Origin of the sequence: Paenibacillus sp. AN1007 (assembly GCF_040702995.1) — a bacterium.
In the GTDB taxonomy this organism is placed as follows: domain Bacteria; phylum Bacillota; class Bacilli; order Paenibacillales; family Paenibacillaceae; genus Paenibacillus.
The window spans coordinates 2756384-2776986 of sequence record NZ_CP159992.1; the positions used below are offsets into that span (position 1 = coordinate 2756384).

Sequence of the window (20603 nt, forward strand, 5' to 3'; positions counted from 1 at the left end):
TTTTCCGCTTTTGCGGGATATCAGTTCATATAGATTCGGTTCGTGGTCTTGTGTAAAAAACACTTATCATTCTAAGCTTTTTCAAACGCCCACTGCTGCAGCAGAATACACGGACTGCTGCTCGAATTGCTGTCTGGTGACTGCAGCATAAGATACAAATCATGCACACGCTCCGCACCTGTAATCGAAGTCCACCCTTCCATCCATTCCCTACCTTCGGCTGCTGCCGGAATATGCACAGTTCCGATCAATTCTCCGTCTTCACGATCCAGTCGAAGTTCAAGTATCCCTGCACCACCTTGACTGCATAGCAATGAGGTAAAACTGGCCGCTCCTTGTTCACCAAAATCCACAGAAGAGAGAGCAATCCAGCTTCCGTCACGCATGAGACTGACAACTTCATCCTGCTCTGAAGACTGTCCATGCTCGGCCGGGCTTAGTTGGCGTGTGCTTACTCCTGCACTCCAGCCCATCGCTGCACCGCTAACGGTTTGATACGGGTAAAATGACTTTAATTGATCTACGCCTGCATAGTCGGCATGAATTTCCTTCATCCTTCCACTTGTCTCCTCATACTCTACGCGGTTCAGATGTGTAGAACGATACCCTTCAGGAATATCCATAGCTTGACAGAGCGTCTGCGCATGATAGGCAATATACCACTGATTATGCAGTGGAAAAATGGCATGATGATTGTTACCACCGATACCAAAGAAGTGACCCGGATTCTTCAGGATCGTTCCCTGATACGTCCATGGACCCATCGGCTGCGAACTTGTCATGTATGCGATCTCTCCAGGCGGCGGGCTGTCTTCATCACGTTCCACTTGGAAGAAATTTGAGCAATAGGTGTAGTAGTACGTATTATCATATTTATGTATCCCTGAATTTTCAAACATAAAAGGTGCAGGAATTACTTTGGCCCTGCCTTCAACGCTGACCATATCCTCCCCAAGCCGCATCACTCGTGCCGTATCCGGTCTTTCCGGTTTGCCTTCAGGCACGCCTCCTCCGAAGTAGAGATAAGCCTGATCGTCATCATCCACTAGAACGGCCGGATCAAATAACCAGGTTACATCTTCTACCCCCGGTGTTTCTCTAGTGACCAACGCTTTACCAATCGGATCAATCCAAGGTCCTGTCGGTGTTGGCGCACTCAAGACACCAATGCCGCTGGCATTATTCGCAAAATACAGATAAAAACGGTCCTCTCCGTTGATGCTGCGATGGGCAGCTGCCGGAGCCCAGGATTGAGAAGCCCATGTTGCCGCTCCTTCCGGACCGGCAACCTTGATCTCCCCGTGATCCGTCCAGTTGATCAAATCCTCTGAAGAGATCACCGTTATTTTATTAATGGACTGATAGCTGTTTTTCTGAGGAATCTTGTTCGCATCGTATTCCAGTTTGTCACTGGTCATGTAGAGATAAACACGGTTATTATACACCAGCGCATAAGGATCGGCCCCGAATTTGTGAGCCATTAAAGGATTAGCATTTGGACGAATCTTGCCAACTTCCTTTGATGTACATTCCCGAGGAACGGTCAAACCGTTCTCATCCTTTTGCTTGTTGGTCTGCGGCATCGTATCGTTATTCATTTCATTTCCTCCTGAAAATAGAATTGAACTACCTAATATCTTCAACTTCACCTGAGATATCATAACAATTGAACACACCAAATAGAAAGCGTTTGCAAAACAAACGTTTTCATGATAGGATGATTACATTTTAAGTGAATCTAAGTCCAATTTCATTGCGTTGTTTGCTTGATTTATTGCGCGAAATGACAGGAGGTACTTACGCCAGATGTCTTCTGACTACTTTTATGACCCCATTCAGCCAGAGCTGCTGTACCGTCATCCTTTAACGACATACCAACTCGAAACCAGTTATCATCGTCATAATGCGTACGAAATCTATCTGTTCCTGAAAGGCAGCGTACATTTCTATGTGGATCACCGTTGTTATCCCATGCAGTGCGGAGACTTACTTGTCATCTCTCCCGAAGAGATGCACCGGACGCTGATTCTGGATGAGACTGAATATGAACGGATCACAATAAACCTCAAAAAATCATATCTATGCCAGCTGTCTACTGTACGGACGAATCTGTTGTCCTGTTTTGATCAAAGGCCTGAAGGAATAAGCAGCATTATTCATCTGCATAACGATCAGTTAAACCAGCTGCTGTTCTGGACCAGCCAGATTGAAGAAGCAGCGGATTGTAATATGTACGGAGCAGACGTGCGCACGAATGCGGCAATGGCTCAGCTGCTTGTTCTCATCAACCAGTGGTTCCAGCAGAATTCCTTTGTACCTCAAGATATCATGCCGGAATTGGTTCGCAGAACGATGGAATATATCGAACTGAACATTACACAAGAGATTACACTGGGCCAACTGGCTGAGGAGTTCTATCTGAACAGCACCTCCATCAGTCGACAGTTCAAAAAACATACAGGACTTACTCTTCGTTCCTACATTTTAGGTCGGCGCATCGAACTGGCGAAACAGCATCTGACAGAAGGAATGAGCATTACGGATGCCTGCTTCCAGTCAGGATTCAGTGACTATGCCAACTTCATTCGAAGTTTCACTAAAATTGTAGGAATCTCACCGGGGAAATATAGGAAGCATCGGCGGGAAACCTCAGATTCGCCATCTCTCCAGCAGATTGTAACCAATTTCGAGCCATAATAAGACTTGATGTTTAATGGCGAACATTGATTTACAACCAGAAACAGATTAACATTAAATGCATTGTCATCATTAAAAGGAGATCAGAACATGCATTTAAGAAAATGGTTATACCCCCTGTTCATCCTGCTTTCTGCATTGCTTTTTGCAGGCTGCACCACGCCAATCACGACCGATACCGGCTCTCATGCGGGCCAAGTTTCGAAGGAGATGGGTTTTCAGGAAGTTGCCGACTATATCAAGGAGCATCACGAACTTCCACCCCATTATATTACCAAAAAAGAAGCGCGTGCTCTTGGCTGGGAACCGAGTGAGGGCAACCTGCATAAGGTGGCCCCTGGCAAGAGCATTGGCGGTGATATATTCAGAAATCGCGAAGGTCTTCTTCCAAGCAAAAAAGGACGCACCTGGTATGAAGCAGACATTCATTATACCGGCGGCAAACGGGGAAGTGACCGAATTTTATATTCGAGTGACGGCCTAATCTATCAAACAACAGATCATTATAAGACGTTTTATCAGATCAAATAACGGAGGAAAGCATGAATATCATTCTGATTGACGGTCGTGATCCTCATAACCGCGAAGAACTTCATCAGCTGCTGCAGGACAAGCTTCGACTGCACGAACATTATGGACGCAATCTGGATGCTTTATGGGATGCCTTGACAGGCGAAGTGATGATGCCGCTGACCATCCGCTGGAGTTTTTTCGATGCATGCAGAGAAACGCTTGGTGATTATGCAGACCAAGTGGTCGAAGTGATGCGCGAAGCAGAACAGGAGATCGATGGATTTATACTCGAGCTGCTGCCATGACAAACAAACAGGCTGCCCTTAGGCAGCCTGTTTATTTTAATACTCTTTTCTTCTTTTCAAGCATTTGTTCTTTAGTTCTTTAGTTCTTTAGTTCTTTAGTTCTATCTTCTATTGTACTTTTGTTTTATTGTAGTTCTTCTATTCTTATCTAATTCTTTTTCTTCATTTCATAAGTTCTTACGGCTGCACGACAAATGTTGTGACACTTTGGGCCGGAAGATCTGCCGTAAATCCGCTGCCGGAAATCTGCAGTGGAGAACCAGCCGCCAGGTTATGCGTGCTGTCTGTTACCCAGGAGGATACGGCTGAAGCTGTTCCATTCTGCACAGTGAATCGCTGATTCACAGCTGAAGTATTTTTGTTAATCGCCACAATGGTAACCTTGTTGTTCTCTCCTTTGTAAGCTGACACATATACTCCGTTTGCCGGATTTTTGGTTGCGTCTACTCTGACATCACCCGGACGAACAAACTTCGAGTAATGCGCCATACTGTAACCCCGTTTACTAATCGTCCCGTCCTCTTTAATTGGACCATAATGTCTGCGGATGTACCACCAAACATAGGTCTGAAAATTACCTTCAACCATCGCATTATACATATGTTCCGCTACCCCGAGCGCTTCTGGCCAGCGATCTGCCGAATTGGTTTCGCTATTTGGATAATACACTTCTGTCATCCAAAGCTCTTTCCCCGCTCCCTTTTGTTCAAATAAAGGATACGGAAAATCGCTGTACTGCGTACCATACGTATGTGCACCGAGAATATCGAGATTCGCAAGCGCTTGCGGGTCATTGAGAAGCGGGTCTGACATCGTTTTCACATAAGAGAAGGATTCAGGAGCAATTACACGATTATGGATGGAACCTGCATTTTCTTTCATAAAACGCAGCATTTCCTCTGGAGACCACCAGGTCCAGTCATGTGCATAGTCCGGTTCGTTCTGTACGGAAATCGCGTAAAGGTTAACCCCATTATTTTTCATAAATGCATCAAATTCATTCAAATATTCAGCGTAGGCTTCATACTTGTCATATTTAAGACGTTTGGCCTGGGTAACCTGCGTATATGCAGTGACGTTGATATTGTCGATGTTCGGGCCACCCGTTCCCGTAGTAACCAGCTTTAACGTGCTTGTACCGTTCACCATCGGTACCTGAATCGACTTATCCTTCCATGTGTTTCCACTTCCAGTCGCTTCAAATGGTACGCCGCTAAGTGCTAATGAACCGTTCACGTAGACATCCAGATTACTGGTTCCTGATGGGAGTGAATATCGAATCTTGATGTTTTTGGTACCTGTGCTGCCAATCAGGATTGTATTCCACTGGACGGCCGAACCGCTTGCATTCTGGAAGGAAGCATAACCTGACCCGGTATAACCGGTAAACGTACTGCCCACTTCTGCATCCGTCAGCGTTGTTGAGGTTTCTGCTTCATAGGTTGAACCACCGCCAGAAGTGATCCCCAGTGTAACCAATTCCGTCATGTCCGCTGGCGGATTCCAAGGAGATGCAAATACAATCGCTCCGTGTTCAATAGCTTTTTTGGCCGTATCCACTTCCCGCTGCCAATTGTTCTTGTTCTCGTCAATCGGAATTCGAAGCACGGAGAACCCAAGCTGATTATCCCCATTGCCAAAAGCCGTCTGACGCTCCGCCGGTGTAAGATCGCCAATCCAGCCGGAATGAGTCATGCCGCCAAAACCACGAATCACTTGTTTGGGCGAAGTTACATTAATAACAGCATCGTTTGCTGCCATCACTTTGGATGAGGCAGGAACATACAACAAGGGTAGTGCTGTCAACGCTGCAAGCATCGTACATAGTGATTTTTTGATCAAAGAATTCACGATTGCTCATCTCCCAACATGTATGATTCGAATGAAGCCTTATCCCTTTACGCCTCCAATAGTCATACCTTGTACAAAATATTTCTGCAGGAACGGATAGACCATCAGGATTGGCACACTCGCTATTATGGTCATCGTTGCTCGAATGGAAGTCGGCGTCACGGATACGCCGCTGTTCTCGGCAGCCTGATACACATCACTTGCTGATGAAGTTGCCGCTGTCGTAGAAGTTTGCAGAATCTTCATCAATTCATACTGCAGCGTGCTGAGTTCCTTATTGGAAGAGTTGTACAGGAAGACGTCAAACCAGGAGTTCCACTGACCGACTGCCACGAAAAGTGAAACGGTAGCCATGGCTGGAATCGTTAATGGCAGCACTACTCGAATAAACGTCGTAAATTCCCCGGCTCCGTCAATGCGGGCTGACTCCAGGATGCCTTCAGGCAAACCTTCTATAAAGGAACGAATGACAATCATATTGAACACACCGATGACACCCGGAATGATATAGACCCAGAAAGAGCCAATCATGCCGAGATCACGGATCAACAGATAACCCGGAATCAATCCTCCGCTGAAGTACATCGTGAAGACAAAAAACATCGTCACGAACTTGCGAAGCACAAATTCCTGCCTGCTGAGAGTATAGGCAAGCATCGCCGTACAGAATACAGACACGATCGTTCCGATAATCGTACGGAGCGCCGAGATCAGCGTGGCATGGTAAATGTCGGATTCCCCAAAGATGTATTTGTAGTTATCCAGTGTCCACTCTCGCGGCCACAGATATATACCTCCGCGAATCGCATCATTCGCATTATTCAGCGAAACGGCAATCATATTAATAAACGGATAAATCGTAACAATCATCAAACAGATCATGAAAGTGATATTGATGGCATCAAACGCCCGGTCCCCGGCACTGCTGTTCCGCAAGCGGGATGATTTTGCTTTTGGCATGGCCTAGGCCTCCTCTTAGAATAGTCTGCTTTCTCCCATTTTTTTGGCGATATAGTTGGCGGTGAAGAGGAAGATGAAGCTGACCACAGTTTTGAAAATCCCTGCCGCTGTACCTAAAGAGAAGTTCCCCATTCCCAAACCATACTTCAATACAAAGATATCCAGGTTCTCTGAATAATCCATATTCATTCCGTTGCCCAGCAAATATTGAGGTTCGAATCCTGATTCGAGGATGCTTCCCATGTTCATAATCAGCAAAATCACGATAACCGGTTTCAAACCTGGCAGTGTAATGTACAGCATGCGTTTGAAACGACTGGCTCCGTCGATCTCAGCTGCCTCATACTGAGCAGGATCGATGGCTGTAATAGCCGCCAGATAGATGATCGTGTTCCAGCCGACATCTTTCCATACTTCGGTGGCTCCCAGTATGCCCCAGAAATACTCCCCTTTTCCCATCCACAGCACTGGACTGTCGATCAAGTGCAGCTTCATAAGGATGAGGTTGATGATACCATCAGGTGAAAGTACGGTAAGCACAATACTTGATGCAACAACCCAAGAGATAAAGTGAGGCAGGTAACTTACCGTTTGTACAAAACGTTTAAAAACGATATTTTTCAGCTCGTTTAACAGAAGTGCCAGCGTAATAGCTGTAACAAACCCGAGTACCAGCTTAATGGAACTCATCACCAGCGTATTTCGCAGCACCCGATAGAACGTATTATCTTCAAACAGGGTTTGGAAATGCTTCATTCCTACCCACTGCTGATCCGCGAAAGCTCTTGCCGGTTTGAAGTTCTGGAACGCCATCGTCCAGCCCCATAACGGCAAATATTTAAATACAAACGCCCAAATTACAAAAGGAATACACATAAATGCCAAGCTGCGCTGCTGCAGCAGTCGTCTGTAGAAGCTATTTCCTCGATCACCTTTTGGACGGGAAGCCCGCGGAATCGATTGAAGGGGTACATTAGGTTCCTCCACGATGCAGATACTCCTTTCCCTTTTCTGTTATTCGTGCGCGGAGAAAGGTAGTTATAGAGGGCTGTTCCCCTTTTTCTCCAGCGCACGTAACAGTTTGTTTTATATTTTTATATTTTTATATTTTTTGGATCTCATCACCACTTGCCAGCAACCCGATTTTGAATGACTTCAGTCATTTTTTTCTCGTAACCTGCTTTATCCAGCTTGCTGAATTCGGCCATGTAAGCATTCCAAATATTGTCGAAGTTGGATGGCGCGCTCAGAATCATCTCAGGCAAATATTTGCGCTGTATATCATCTGATTTGGTGGTGAATACCTGTTCAGGTGAACCCTGCTCAAGAGCAATGGACCATGCCGGGAACCATGGACGCTCTTCCGGCTTGTTGAACAGTTCGCTGAATGTTTTGACGCCATAAGCATCGAGGAGTTTTTTATCTCCTTCGGTATAGGTTGCTGCGACAACTTCCGGCTGATTACCTGGACTGTATGCGTTCCCATCCGACAGCGTGGATTCTGTACCATAACGCGGCCAGTCATTGGCGAAATAAGCAAAGCCGAATTTGCGGCTCAGTTCTACATCGTCATGCATCTTCCGCTGCTCATCATTGGCGTAATAGAAGCGGCCCTTTTCATCTACGCTGTATGTTTGATCCTTGATCCCCCATTGCACGAGGATCTGATTCTCTTCTTTGAGCAAATTATCAAAATACTTAATGATCCGTTCCGGATCTTTCGCATTCACGCTGATTCCGGTTGCATAGTTGTTTACGAAGCCGGGAGGATCAATGTATTGATCCTTGATGTTTTTGTCAAAGACGATTGGCAGAGGTGCGTAACGCTTCTCGTCAATGCCTGCCGCTAGGAGGTTATTGGTTGCATCTCCAACCTGCCATGCGTAGTTAAAATAACCGAGAACCCGACCCGAGGTCAGTTTGGCCAAATACTGATCCTTGTTCATCGTGAATGATTCCGGATCTAGTAAACCTTTTGCGTTAATTTCATTCAGTTTTTTGATCCAGCGTTTCTGTTCCTCTGTGCCCGAAACCGTTCTTGCGACATGGGTTTTCATATCTACCATAACGCCGCCGTCGTTAGGATATCCTGCAAGGTGCATGGCCGGATTCTGCAGGGTGAAGAAGTTATTGGCTACACCAGCAAGGGACACAAAACCGATGGTCTCTGCTCCGTCAACCTTCGGGTGCTTCTCTTTGTAATCCTCGATCAGATCAAAATATTCATCCAGCGTCGTAATTTTAGGATAGTTAAATTCCTTCAGTACAGAACGTTGAATCCAGAAAGCTCCTCCGCCAATGTTAGGGCTGCCTGAATATTCGCCCTGATTGGCCGTATACGGGAGTGCATAGATTTTTCCGTCTTCCGGGTTTCTCATTTTGTCAAAGTAAGGTCCGTATACTTTTTTGATATTCGGACCATATTTTTCAATCAGATCATCCAGTGCAATGTAAGCTCCGGCATCGAGCAGCTTGGACATTTCTCCGCTGGAAGCGATAACATCTGGATAGTCGCCGCTGGCAATCATAACCCCTGCCTTAGTGGCGCTATCGCCAACCAGATATTCCATTTTAAAGTCCACACCCGTCTGCTTCTGCAGCTCTTTACCAATCGCTGTTTCACTTGCCAAAATGTCCTTCTTGCCAGAAGAAAACATATAATACGAGAATGTGACAGGGCTGTTATCATCTTCTTTTGCTGCAGAGTCCCCTGGAGATGAGCTGCCTGAAGTACATCCAGCAAGAAGGGATGCCAGTAATACAGCTAGTCCTGTCGTTTTCAAAAGCGGTTTTAACATGTGTTCTATTTCCCCCTTTTTAATTAAGCGGTGTCTGTAAGCACTCTCAATATATCAAGATAACGCTTTCATAGTTACCCACGAAACTGTACATTGTTCTTTAAAAAGTATATCGGACCATCATTTCCCTTCCATCATTTCGTCTTCATCCAGCGGCAGCCGAATCTGTATACAAGTCCCCCTGCCTTCTGCTGTCTGGATCGAAAAAGAAAAGCGGTCCTTGTAACATAGTTTCAAACGGCTGTAGGCATTCTTCATTCCTACATGCTCGCCCATGTCCGTATTTTGATCCATATATTGCAGTAATTCCTGCAGCTTGGCATCCGACATGCCGATCCCGTTATCCTCCAGCCGGATTTGAAGCTCCTGACCATCTTTTATCACGACCAGTCGAATGATGCCTTCACCTGGCGTGGATTCAATGCCATGAATGCTGGCATTTTCCACAAATGGCAGGATGACCATTTTGGGAATCCGGTAGTTTAAAGCGGTCGGGTCTGCTTCAATATGCACCTGCAGCTTTTCACCAAAGCGGTATTTCTGGATCTGCAAAAAGCTCTCAATCAGCTCCAGTTCCTCTTTCACGGTTACATCGTGCTGGTTCCAGCTGATGGACTTGCGAAACATTTTAGCCATGTGGTGTACAATTTTGGCGGTTTCCTTCTCGCCTTTGATCAGGCTGCGCATCCGAACGGATTCAAGCGTGTTAAACAGAAAATGCGGATTAATCTGACTATGTAATGCATGAAGCTGAGCCTGCTGCTGTTTAAGCTCCAGGTCTTTTTTCTGAATATCTGCCAGGTATACCTCATCAATCAGGCTGCGAATGGTCTCGGTCATCCGGTTGAATTCGGTCGTTAATTGGCCTATTTCATCCCTTGCATCTTCAGGAGGAATGGTCTGAAAATTTTGAGTTTTTACTTTTTTCATATGTTTCAGAATGCGTACCAGCCTGACATGGATCGATCTGGACATCGCCGCGATAATGATTGAAGGCAGCACAAAGTTGATACACGCCAGCCAGACGACAAAGGATCGTGATTTACGCACCTCTTGAAGCACAATCTCTTCATCCATCACCCCTTGCAGCGACCAGCCTTCCAAATAGTTGATGCCGGAATAGACACGTTCAAACCGAATCGTTTTGTTCGGAAATTCTAAATTGCTGTACACCTCTCCGATCGGCGCATCTGCTGACTTCGGATCATTCGAAAACCGGATGTGTCCTCCCGGATCGACCAGATACACTTTGCCATCAAACCCGCTGTTGCGAAATTGTTCTTTGAGCAGATCCATATTAAAGTCAATCTTGAGCAGCTGTTCAACTCCGCCGGTATCCATATTGTTTAATCGCTGTACAAGACTTAACATCTGATCTGTCGCGATCAGCGTCGGGTAAGGTACCGATGTATCCTGCAGCTGCTTGTACCAGCTGGACATGCGAACGGCCTCGGTTAAATGCTCGATGTATCCCGAGGACAAAATGGTTGGATTATCCGTATATACTTGGTACCAACGAATTCCCTGGCTAAGCTGGCCGGAGAACTCTCCTCTGAGATATGAATTGTACGCACGAATGTACTCCGAATGACTGGCGAACGAACGGGATAACGTATCATTAAATACGGGGTCAACATAGAGCGAATAAGATAACCCGACGCCCTGATCAATCGTGACGCGCAGCTCGTTCTTCAAGTTTTGTAAAGCTACACCCGCGTCCCGTGTTTTCTGGCTTCGGATGTTAGCGGTTGTCACTTGATAAAAAACGACGTTTGTCACAACAATCGGAATAAACACCGATAAAACGTACATCAGCAGCAGCTTGTCCCGAAGTTTCATGTAATTCAGATTCCACCTTATCATTGGGCACCCCGCTGTCCATCCTCTTTCAGAAGATTACGATAGGCAGTCGGGCTCATGTTCACGATTTTCTCAAACTGCGTCACGAAATAGTCCGCATTCTGAAAACCGATCCGGGCGGCTACCTCATACATTCGCAGATCCGTCTGGCGGAGCAGCTTCTGTGCCTCTTGAATCCGAAGATTGAGCAGGTACTCATTAAAATACTGGTTGTAACTTTTGCGGAATAGTCGACCAAGATAGACCGGATTCATATAGAACTGGGCCGCTATACTTTTGAGACTGATATTCTCCATGTAATGGGAATCGATATATCGTTTGATTTTGTTAATATCCCCTTTGGACTGCTCCGTCCGCAGCTGCGCAATATATTCCTCGGCTTCCTCCAGTGCTTCCAAAAATGCTCCTTTCAGCAGTCGCAGATTCCAGCCATCCTGATCTTGTTCGGCCAACAGTTTAAGCTGCTGCAGTCCTGCATCTGTACCTCCCATCTCATGAACAACAGACAATATCCCCGTAATACAGCGCAGCAGAGAACCCGTGACAGCCTGAGGCGAAAAACGTCGGGAATGGAACGTATTGAACATTTCGTCCACAATGGTATGACAAGCCGCTCGATTTCGCTCTTCCAGGCTGAGAATCAATGGGTCAACCTCTTCTTGATTAATGTTGAATACGTATAAAGGTCGATCCCTCACTTCGACATAACGTACGATACTTCCCGGTTCAGCAAATTTATGTCTCGAGGCCTCATCCGCTTCTGCATAAGACCGAGGCGCATCGAACAAGTTATTTACCACTGTACCTGCATACAGCCCTATATCTGCATCCAGCTTTTCCATTAGTATTTTCTGAATTGATTGAATTTTGTCTTCGATCTGGCGCTGCGGATAGGGTTCCTTCCATAGAAGAATCAAGGCAAATCTGCTCAACTGTTCCTCAATAACGTATACATCAAAACGATCATCCTTTATGGTTTGAAGCGTATGACTAACCTGCTGCACAGTAACTTTTCTCCGCTCCGAGCCTGTCTGCAGTTCAAACAGCACAATCTTCAACGCCGTCTCGCGGTCAATACCGAGCATTTCGGCATAACGGATCTCATCCTCTGTTCGCACTTGACCCTTAATCATGTCTTTGAGCATAATACGGTTTGCTTGTTCCTCTGCCAGAAAGGCATGTTTTCGCTTGTTTCGAATCGAATGAGCAGCTTTCTGCAGCGTAGCAGTCATTTCCTCGTCATCAATCGGCTTGAGTATATAATCCTGAACACCGTACCTTATCGCCTGCTGCGCATATTTGAAATCATGGTAACCGCTGATGATAATAAAAACAGGCTCCAGAGTAGGAGACTTTTCTACAGCACGGATTAAATCTAAGCCATCTAGAATAGGCATTCGGATATCCGTAATAATAATATCAGGATTCATACATTCCGCCTTGTTCAGCGCTTCCAGTCCATTCTCGGCCTCCCCTGCAATCTCCATACCCAGGCTCTGCCAATCAATCAGCTCGTACATCCCTTTGCGGATATACATCTCGTCATCGACCAGCAATACTTTTAACATGTTATCTTCCCCTTTCCTTATAACGAAAAATATCCCGCCCGCAGTTGATCAGCTTCAGGCAGAATCCGTTTAAACTACAGTCATATGCTGTGCTGTACTGTTGTTGAACAAATCAACAAATAAACGGTATGCTCTAATTATAATTTAGAAACCGCTTACAAATCTGCAGCTGTTTTCACCAGGATTCTTTCCATTCTAAAGTCTGCAGTTTGCAAATTCATTGCACGAATCGCCAAATTTATTGCGCGAAAATACAGCCGGCATGATGGAGATATAAAAAAAGCGAAAGCGTACCGAGTCTAAACCCGGACGTTTCGCTAATGAGATCATTATGAATCAAGTACAGTCTGACGTGTCGTTTGATCCTGAAAATGTTTTACAAAAGCATGATTTTCAGCTTAGTTGGCTGCAGATGCTGCTGTCCAGTCCTTCCCTTCTAAAACAATCGAGTTGTGAACATTATGGAACTCCAGTTCCATCTGCTGCTCCTGATAAGAAACACTGATTTTACCCGCCTCACCTGCACGTATGCTAGCATGAAGCAGCTTCCCTCCGGACCACTCCATATCAATCTCGAACCCGCCGCGGGCACGCAAGCCCCGGACCGAACCTTTCGGCCATGCTTTGGGCAGCGCAGGGAGTAAACGAATCTCCCCGCCATGACTCTGAAGCAGCATTTCAGCTATGCCCGCAGTACCTCCAAAGTTACCATCGATCTGAAACGGGGGATGATCACAGAATAAATTAGGCAGTGTTGAGGAACGCAGCAGCTCTATTACGTTATCATAAGCCAGTTCAGATTGTTCCAATCTTGCCCACATATTTAGAATCCAGGCCCGGCTCCAACCCGTATGACCGCCGCCATGCTGAAGTCTGCGATCCAGCGTGATCCGGGCGGCCTTGGCCAGGTCGGGAGTCGATTTCGGGGTGATCTGTGATCCAGGATGAAGTGCAAACAGGTGTGAGATGTGCCTGTGGCCTGGTTCAAGCTCAGCATAATCTCTGCTCCACTCTTGAATCTGTCCATGCTTTCCCACAGCGATGTCTGGAATACGAGTTAACGCTTCGCGCAGCTGTGATGCAAATAATTGATCCTGCTGCAGAATTTGTGAACTTTCGATACAACGTGTGAACAGCTCTCGAATAATCTGGTTATCCATCGATGCTCCATAACAGAGTGCTCCTGACTCGCCATTATCCAAAATGTAAATATTCTCTGGTGAAGAAGAAGGACAAATGGCAAGGTTCCCTTCCGGGTCTTCCACTAGAAAGTCCAGAATAAACAAGGCTGCCTCTTTCATCGTTTCATACACTTTTCTCAAAAAAACCTTGTCCCTGCCGTATTCATAATGGTCCCACAAGTGAAGTGACAACCATGCGCCTCCCATGGTCCAGAAAGTGGACGTCAGACATACATCCTGAGGTGCAGAATCAGCCCATATATCCGAATTATGATGCGCCACGAATCCGCTGCACCCATACATCCTGCTCGCAGTTTCCCTTCCGCGCGCCTGCAGTCTTTCGATAAAATCAAATAGCGGAATATGACACTCCGGTAGATTACAGCTCTCTGCAGGCCAATAGTTCATCTCCGTATTGATATTAATGGTGTACTTGCTGTCCCATACCGGAAGCATATCTTTGTTCCATATGCCCTGCAGATTGGCAGGAAGCGAACCTGGACGACTGCTGGAGATAAGCAGATATCGTCCAAATTGGAAATACAGACTAACCAGTTCAGGATCATCACCGCCTGCCTTAAGCTCTGCCAAACGCTTATTCATCGGTAGATCGATGCAGCTTGTATCGTTATCTTTGCCCTCCAGGTGAAGCTCCACTCTCTTGAACAGTGTTTGATAATCTAATATGTGATTCTGCAGCAGATCGTCATATGACTTGGTTGAAGCTGCATCTAATCTCCGCACGCATTCCGTCTCCAGCTCTTCCATGGCATAGCGAAAATCCGTACATGCAGCAATCAGTACCGTGGCCGCATCCCCCTGAGACAGGGACAGTTGACCACTCGAATACTGCAGCTCTCCTGCTTCATGCATGATCCGGATCGCACAGCAGAAACGGACTCCTTCTTCTCCTCCGCTTCTTCCCCGGATAATCACATCTCCATTGCTGTGCTGCTCGATTCGATCGATCAAAGATTGAAAACCAACCGGATGCCGCAGTGCACCGGTTAACGGAGACCAGTTCAGCACCGAACCTCTCCCGAATAAGGCAGTAAATGATAATTCGCCAGGCTTGCTGGTTGATAAACGAACAGTCAATACCTGATCGACATAACTTGAGAAATATTGACGAGTATATGTAGTGTTGCCTGATGTATACTGGACTTCAACTATTCCCTGTTCAAGGTCAAGATTTCTCCGGTATGCTGCTGTTTCCTCTTCTGAATGATGCATGGCGAGATAAAAATCACCAAGCGGTTCATAGTGCCTCTGCCCATCGGGAACACCTACCAACGACGCAAGTGCAAGCTCCTCTGCTTGACGAATCTGTCCGTTAAACAGCAGTTCACGGATGGTATCCAATGATTGGATAGCCATAGGGTTGTTTCGCTCCATCGGTCCACCGTACCACAAGCTGTCTTCATTTAACTGTACTCTCTCCAAATGAGTTCTCCCAAAAATCATGCCTCCAAGGGTGCCGTTTCCAATCGGAAATGCTTCTTCCCACTGCGATGCAGCGCAATCAAACCAGATTTGATTCGAATTCATCTTATACCTCCAACCGAAATATGTTAAGGTTTGCTGCAGCACCATTAAGATCGACGGTATTACCAAAAGGACAGTATATTACAAAAGTGCAGGCTGCACTATCAGTCTAGCGTGTTCACAGGACGCGCTGAATGCAGAATACTAACCTAAAACTTCACAATTCTAACCACTTTGCTCACATCCTGAAGTAAACGCTTGCATTCCTCAAATTAACATGCTAGGATAATACCATTTTATGCCCAAATCTACGATAAGAACACCTAAGTATGATCAGAATCAGGGGGACATCTATGGATATTTCAAAAGGCACCTACGGGTTCCGATTTGCTGAAGATCGTGCACTGGAACTGTGCAAGCTATACGCCGTAGGGTGTGATGTGATCACCGATTCGTCATATCACTGGGACGGAATGGAACGTACCGACGGCCCTCTTCTGTTATTTCAGTATACCTTTTCTGGCGAAGGCATTTATGAAATCAAGGAACGTAAATACCGCATTCATTCGGGGCAGGCTTTTCTTGCGGAGATTCCGGGACCCCATCGATATTATTATCCTCCTGCCGCTTCCGAACCGTGGCATTTCATTTTCCTGTTATTCAGGCCCGACCTCATTATGGCCCACTGGCAGCAGTTCATCAGAGAGGCAGGCGAAATCCCTTTTCTTCCTATGGACTCCGCTCCCATTCGACTGCTTCGGATGATTGTAACGGATGCCGCTGCTGGACGAATTACGGACTCGCTGATCGCTTCATCCAGTGTATATCAGTTCATGACTGAGCTGGTCCGGCTGCAGTCCACGACAAGGAATAATCGTGAGAACTGGTCTGAACAGATTCGACTGGCCGCCGCGTACATAGAGAACGATTATGCCAGCATGATCAGCATGGACCAGCTTGCAGAGCATGTTTCCTTGTCCAAATATCACTTCATTCGCAGATTTTCGTCATCCACAGGCCTCACACCAGGAGCTTATCTTACAAGGGTTCGGATCGAGAAAGCGATGGAATTGCTGCGTGGAACGACACGAAGCATTGAACAAATTGCCGCGCAGGTCGGATATTCGAGCGGCAGCTATTTTATCAAAGCTTTCCGGGGCTTAACCGGACTTACACCCGGAGAATTCCGAAGCGGCGGTGAGAGTCTTGTATATCGCAGGTTGTTTTTTGATTGACTTACCGCAATATATTGCTATTGAAGGTTCAACATTACTGTAGATTATTATATTTCTCCTGCTTATGATGAATATAATTGGAGCAATAATTTAAATCAATTACAGTAAAGGAGCATTCAAATGAACCATACCCATGCGGCACCAACGCCCCCTCTCGGCTGGAACAGTTGGGACTGTTACGGCGCTGCCGTTACTGAAGAAGAGATTCGCGGGAATGCCGAGTACATGGCTTCACATCTGAAAGAATACGGCTGGAACTACATCACCGTTGACATTCAATGGTATGAACCTCTAGCCGTATCCTCTCAATACCGTCCCTTTGTTCCGCTTATTATGGATGAATACTCTCGCCTCATGCCTGCCGAGAATCGTTTTCCCTCAGCTGCAGGGGGCCGCGGATTTAAACCTCTAGCTGACTATGTACACAGCCTTGGACTGAAATTCGGCATTCACATTATGCGCGGAGTTCCAAGGCAGGCGGTCCATGCAGGTACAGATCTGCTGGGTTCCAAGGCGACCGCTCGCGAGATCGCTCATACCAACTCCATCTGCCCGTGGAATACGGATATGTATGGCGTGGATCACAACAAAGAAGGGGCACAGGCCTATTATGATTCGCTCTTTGATCTATATGCCTCATGGGGCGTTGACCTGGTTAAAGTGGATGATATCGCAGCCTCCAGATTATATGATACACATCAGCCGGAGATCGAGATGATCTCGAAGGCGATCAAGCGTGCAGGGCGGCCCATGGTTCTTAGTCTTTCCCCGGGTCCTGCTCCGGTAGAATATGCTGAATTCTTCGCCGAACAAGCTAACATGTGGCGTGTCACCGATGATTTCTGGGATCAATGGCCGCTGCTGCGGGACATGTTCGAAAGGTGCCGCACTTGGCAGGGGATTCCTAAAGAAGGATGCTGGCCGGATTGCGATATGCTGCCGCTCGGCCATATTGGCATTCGCTCTGTCGATGGGGACGGAGCCGACCGCTGGACAAGGTTCACTAAGGATGAGCAGTTGACAATGATGTCGTTGTGGAGTATTTTCCGTTCTCCTCTGATCTTTGGCGGCGAGCTGCGAGATAATGATGACTGGACGCTGTCTTTACTGACGAACCGTGAGGTTCTGCGCATGCATCGTGAAAGTTACGGAGCAAAAGAACTACTGCGTCAGGGAGATCTCATCGTATGGACCGCAGCACATGCGGATGGATCAACTTATGCGGCAGTGTTTAATGTAGGCGAGCAGCAGATGCTTCCTGTGGAACTTAATCTTGAACTTGTCGGTTCAAGCACTTCAGTTGTAAAACAGGGTACTGAATTATGGAGCGGTCAAGCGGCAGTAGTGGACGGGAACACATTACGTACAGATGTCCCCTCTCATGGTGTTCGTCTGTACCGTTTCAGCTGAACCCATTCATGTAAAAGAGGCCTGTCATTGAAGACAGACCTCTTCTTTTTTATTTTTGCAATTCTACGGATGTAAATGATTGGATGGAGAATGCACTTTGGGCTTCAGCAGACCCAAGTGCCCGGTTCATTCACCTGCGCATGGGATTTACGATCAAACTGCCACCGATACAGAAAAGTCATCAATACAATCAATACAGCAAGCAAAATAAACAGATTACTATATACAAATGCAGATGACAGGCTGATAAAAGGATTGAAATGCAGCTGCGGCGCTCCCCCGTCGATGACCTTGCCAAGAACGGTTGTAGATACTGAAGCCGCGATGAAATTGAACATGGATAGCAGCCCCATGCCAACGCCAACCTGTTCTTTGGAAAGCGTCTGTGCGATCGTATTAGAAAGCGCAATTTGCATATAGGATTGACCAAGAACCGCCAAGATTAGAAAAGATGAAATATAAAACAGAGCCAAGCCGGCTGCAAACGATAGACTTATAAAGCCGATAACAAGCATCGTCGAAGCTGTATATATCAAATATGCATTTCCTTTCTTATCAGCCAATCTTCCTCCACGCCTTCCCAGTAGTGCTGCAGTCAGCGCAGACGGCAGCATGGTTAGACCTGCCAGAGCCGGATAAGCATCATACACATGGGTTAACAGCTGCGGGATAATAAATGGAATGCTGAATCCACACGCCACCAATATAAATGAGATTAACATTCCCCACGTATAAGATCGGTTGCGAAATACAGCCGGCTCTACAAACGGTGATGCTGCATGGAGAATCCGAAGGATAAACAGGATCAACACGGCAATGCCCATAAGCAAGTACCACCAATTCAAATTCGTCAGTGCAAGCAGCATGGCTCCAATGCTTCCCGCGAGCAGCAATCCTCCGAGATAGTCCATTTTATCGTAGACTCCCTCTTCATGATTCAGATACTTTCGATAGAAGGGCAGAGTCAACAGTGACAGCAGCGGTATCGCAAATAAAAACTTCCAGTCAAGTGCACTGGAGATTAGTCCGGCAGCGATGGGACCTAGAGCAGATCCCAGGGCAATGCCGATCGCAGAAGTACCCAGTGCCTGACCACGCTTGTTCGGTGGAAAATATCGAACCGGTATAATCATTGCAAGAGCTGGAATAACAGCAGCTCCGGCGGCTTGAATGAGCCGTGCCAGAATAATCATAAAGTAGGACGTCGAAATAATGCCCACAATGGAACCTAAACCTAACAATAGGAGTCCAAAAGTGATTAGATTTTTAATGCTGTATCGATCGGTTAGTTTTCCGTATGTGACTGTAGCGACGGCGTATACGATTAAATATCCGGTGACGATCCAACTCGTCTCCGAAGCGGATCGTTCAAATTGTTCCCCTATGACCGGTAAAACAACATTAAACATCATCCCGTTCATTACAGAAATGATAAGTGTAAAGACCAGCACGCGAAGCAGTGCCGTTTCTTTACCTGTTGAAGGTGTATCGTGGGTATCCACGCTCTTTGTAAGTTTCATGTTTTTTCCTCTTTTCAAGTGAACTGTCATTTGACTGTCAGTACTTACTGACATTCATTTACTTAAAAAACTAGGGCGTTAGAGCCCTAGTAAAGGTCCATACACTTTCGGCAATCACATCTTCCAAAGAAATCCATGGAAAATGTACATGATCCTCCATATGATTAATAAACAATCCATAATTTAATGCCATGAAGGAAAAAGCCTGTATTTCAGCGTTGATCTGAACCACCTTTCCCTGCTCGTACATCGTCTGTAAATAGCCGGTTAAAAGCTCAAGCAACTGCTGCGGATGCCGTACCGTTCGTGTTCTTAAATCCGGCAAATGATTCATTTCCTTCAGACTGATCATAAACAATTTGCGATTTTTATGCATAATTTCATGATAGGTTCTGCTAACCAGCAATAAATCCGAATGCAGATTCCACACCAGTTTTTCTTCGAAAAGACGTGTCATTTCTGCTGCATAATGATATTCATCGAATGCGCTCTCAAGCAAATTTTGTTTCGTACCAAAGTGGCGAAATAGAGTTTTCTCACTTACGCCCGCGGTTAAGGCAATCTCCTGCGTTGTAACACTTTTATATCCTTTTACCGAGATCAGATCAATCGCCGTTAACATCAGCTTTTCTTTTGTGCTCCGTTTAATTGAATTGGACATGAAGCTCTCCTTTTACCAATGTCAGTGACCACTGTCATAAATGAAGACTACCTTTTGAATCAGTCCTTGTCAAGGATTAATTTGAAAGTTCGTAATTGGTGGGTATGCGTTTTAGAGAATGCGCCCAACTTCATCCATCGCCTGCACGGCGAGCTGAAACGCTCGAATTCTTCTCTCGAGCAGGGTGCGCTGAGGTGTTCCTGCTGCAGTCTTTTCTATCATTTTCTCCACCGATGCCAGAAGTTTGTTCATCACATGACGTGCCTCGGTAATCTCCAGCCTACTGTATCCTTGTTCAGGTATCCTGTTCCAGATATATCCCAGAACATGCAGACTCACGCATAGAGCATGAAGTCTTTTCTCAAGAACAGACGTATTTGCCCCTTTCTCGGTCATATTCTGCAGCGCGTTCTCCGATTTGCGAATCACCGATTGGAAGGCTTCAATGGATTGCATTTGTTCCGTTTCAGATACCGTTTCCATCATGGATACACTCCCCTTCTGTTCGAATAAGTATACTGCATGTTCATGCCTGCGCCGCGTTCCGAAAACCTATTAT

The 20603-nt window shown here is 46.2% G+C and carries 15 protein-coding genes and 2 pseudogenes; 5 read left to right on the plus strand and 12 right to left on the minus strand.

What is annotated here, in order from left to right; translation table 11 throughout:
* Positions 1-71: 71 nt before the first annotated feature.
* A complete protein-coding gene (locus ABXS70_RS12135) occupies positions 72-1598 on the minus strand; it encodes a glycoside hydrolase family 43 protein (RefSeq protein WP_366296044.1) in 1527 nt (508 codons plus the stop codon).
* A 208-nt stretch (positions 1599-1806) separates the two neighbouring features.
* Here ABXS70_RS12135 and ABXS70_RS12140 point away from each other — a divergent pair, with 208 nt between their 5' ends.
* The 3 genes from ABXS70_RS12140 (at position 1807) to ABXS70_RS12150 (ending at position 3515) form a co-directional block, all read left to right on the plus strand.
* Positions 1807-2697 (plus strand): AraC family transcriptional regulator, encoded by an 891-nt coding sequence (locus ABXS70_RS12140; RefSeq protein ID WP_342555999.1) that lies wholly within the window; start codon positions 1807-1809, stop codon positions 2695-2697.
* Between the two features lie 90 nt (positions 2698-2787).
* Positions 2788-3228, plus strand: a complete 441-nt coding sequence (locus ABXS70_RS12145; RefSeq protein ID WP_342555998.1) for a ribonuclease domain-containing protein — start codon at positions 2788-2790, stop codon at positions 3226-3228.
* Positions 3229-3239: 11 nt separating this feature from the next.
* Positions 3240-3515, plus strand: a complete 276-nt coding sequence (locus ABXS70_RS12150; protein ID WP_342555997.1) for a barstar family protein — start codon at positions 3240-3242, stop codon at positions 3513-3515.
* Positions 3516-3692: 177 nt separating this feature from the next.
* On the opposite strand, the pseudogene ABXS70_RS12155 reads toward ABXS70_RS12150, so the two are convergent.
* From ABXS70_RS12155 to ABXS70_RS12190, 8 genes and pseudogenes are all read right to left on the minus strand, one after another.
* Positions 3693-4565 (minus strand): annotated as a pseudogene (locus tag ABXS70_RS12155) (glycoside hydrolase family 30 beta sandwich domain-containing protein); the annotation flags it as partial.
* A 33-nt stretch (positions 4566-4598) separates the two neighbouring features.
* A pseudogene (locus ABXS70_RS12160) lies at positions 4599-5333 on the minus strand (carbohydrate-binding protein); the annotation flags it as partial.
* 72 nt (positions 5334-5405) lie between these two features.
* Entirely contained in the window at positions 5406-6326 is a 921-nt protein-coding gene (locus ABXS70_RS12165; protein WP_342555996.1) for a carbohydrate ABC transporter permease, read from the minus strand.
* Positions 6327-6341: 15 nt separating this feature from the next.
* Positions 6342-7283 (minus strand): ABC transporter permease subunit, encoded by a 942-nt coding sequence (locus ABXS70_RS12170; RefSeq protein ID WP_342556328.1) that lies wholly within the window; start codon positions 7281-7283, stop codon positions 6342-6344.
* Positions 7284-7447: 164 nt separating this feature from the next.
* The gene (locus ABXS70_RS12175; protein WP_342555995.1) at positions 7448-9124 is read right to left on the minus strand and encodes an ABC transporter substrate-binding protein; all 1677 of its coding nucleotides are present in this window, start codon (positions 9122-9124) and stop codon (positions 7448-7450) included.
* Positions 9125-9244: 120 nt separating this feature from the next.
* Positions 9245-10987 (minus strand): histidine kinase, encoded by a 1743-nt coding sequence (locus ABXS70_RS12180; protein ID WP_342555994.1) that lies wholly within the window; start codon positions 10985-10987, stop codon positions 9245-9247.
* A complete protein-coding gene (locus ABXS70_RS12185; RefSeq protein WP_342555993.1) occupies positions 10984-12552 on the minus strand; it encodes a response regulator in 1569 nt (522 codons plus the stop codon). Before ABXS70_RS12185 ends, ABXS70_RS12180 begins: the two co-directional genes overlap by 4 nt.
* 398 nt (positions 12553-12950) lie before the next feature.
* Positions 12951-15281, minus strand: coding sequence for a glycoside hydrolase family 95 protein (locus ABXS70_RS12190; RefSeq protein ID WP_366296048.1), 2331 nt, complete (start codon positions 15279-15281; stop codon positions 12951-12953).
* A gap of 290 nt (positions 15282-15571) precedes the next feature.
* On the opposite strand from ABXS70_RS12190, the gene ABXS70_RS12195 reads away from it, so the two are divergent.
* Together ABXS70_RS12195 and ABXS70_RS12200 are read left to right on the plus strand one after the other, a co-directional pair.
* Complete coding sequence (locus tag ABXS70_RS12195; protein WP_342555991.1) at positions 15572-16453, plus strand: AraC family transcriptional regulator; 882 nt, start codon at positions 15572-15574, stop codon at positions 16451-16453.
* 120 nt (positions 16454-16573) lie between these two features.
* Positions 16574-17863, plus strand: coding sequence for a glycoside hydrolase family 27 protein (locus ABXS70_RS12200; RefSeq protein ID WP_342555990.1), 1290 nt, complete (start codon positions 16574-16576; stop codon positions 17861-17863).
* A gap of 104 nt (positions 17864-17967) precedes the next feature.
* On the opposite strand, the gene ABXS70_RS12205 is transcribed toward ABXS70_RS12200, so the two are convergent.
* The 3 genes from ABXS70_RS12205 to ABXS70_RS12215 form a co-directional block, all read right to left on the minus strand.
* Positions 17968-19383, minus strand: a complete 1416-nt coding sequence (locus tag ABXS70_RS12205; RefSeq protein ID WP_366296051.1) for an MFS transporter — start codon at positions 19381-19383, stop codon at positions 17968-17970.
* Positions 19384-19453: 70 nt separating this feature from the next.
* Positions 19454-20044: a TetR/AcrR family transcriptional regulator gene (locus ABXS70_RS12210; protein ID WP_342555988.1), complete on the minus strand. Its 591-nt coding sequence runs from the start codon at positions 20042-20044 to the stop codon at positions 19454-19456.
* Between the two features lie 111 nt (positions 20045-20155).
* Positions 20156-20530 carry a hypothetical protein gene (locus ABXS70_RS12215; RefSeq protein ID WP_366296053.1) on the minus strand — a complete coding sequence of 125 codons (375 nt, stop codon included), beginning with the start codon at positions 20528-20530 and terminating at the stop codon, positions 20156-20158.
* Positions 20531-20603 lie beyond the last annotated feature (73 nt).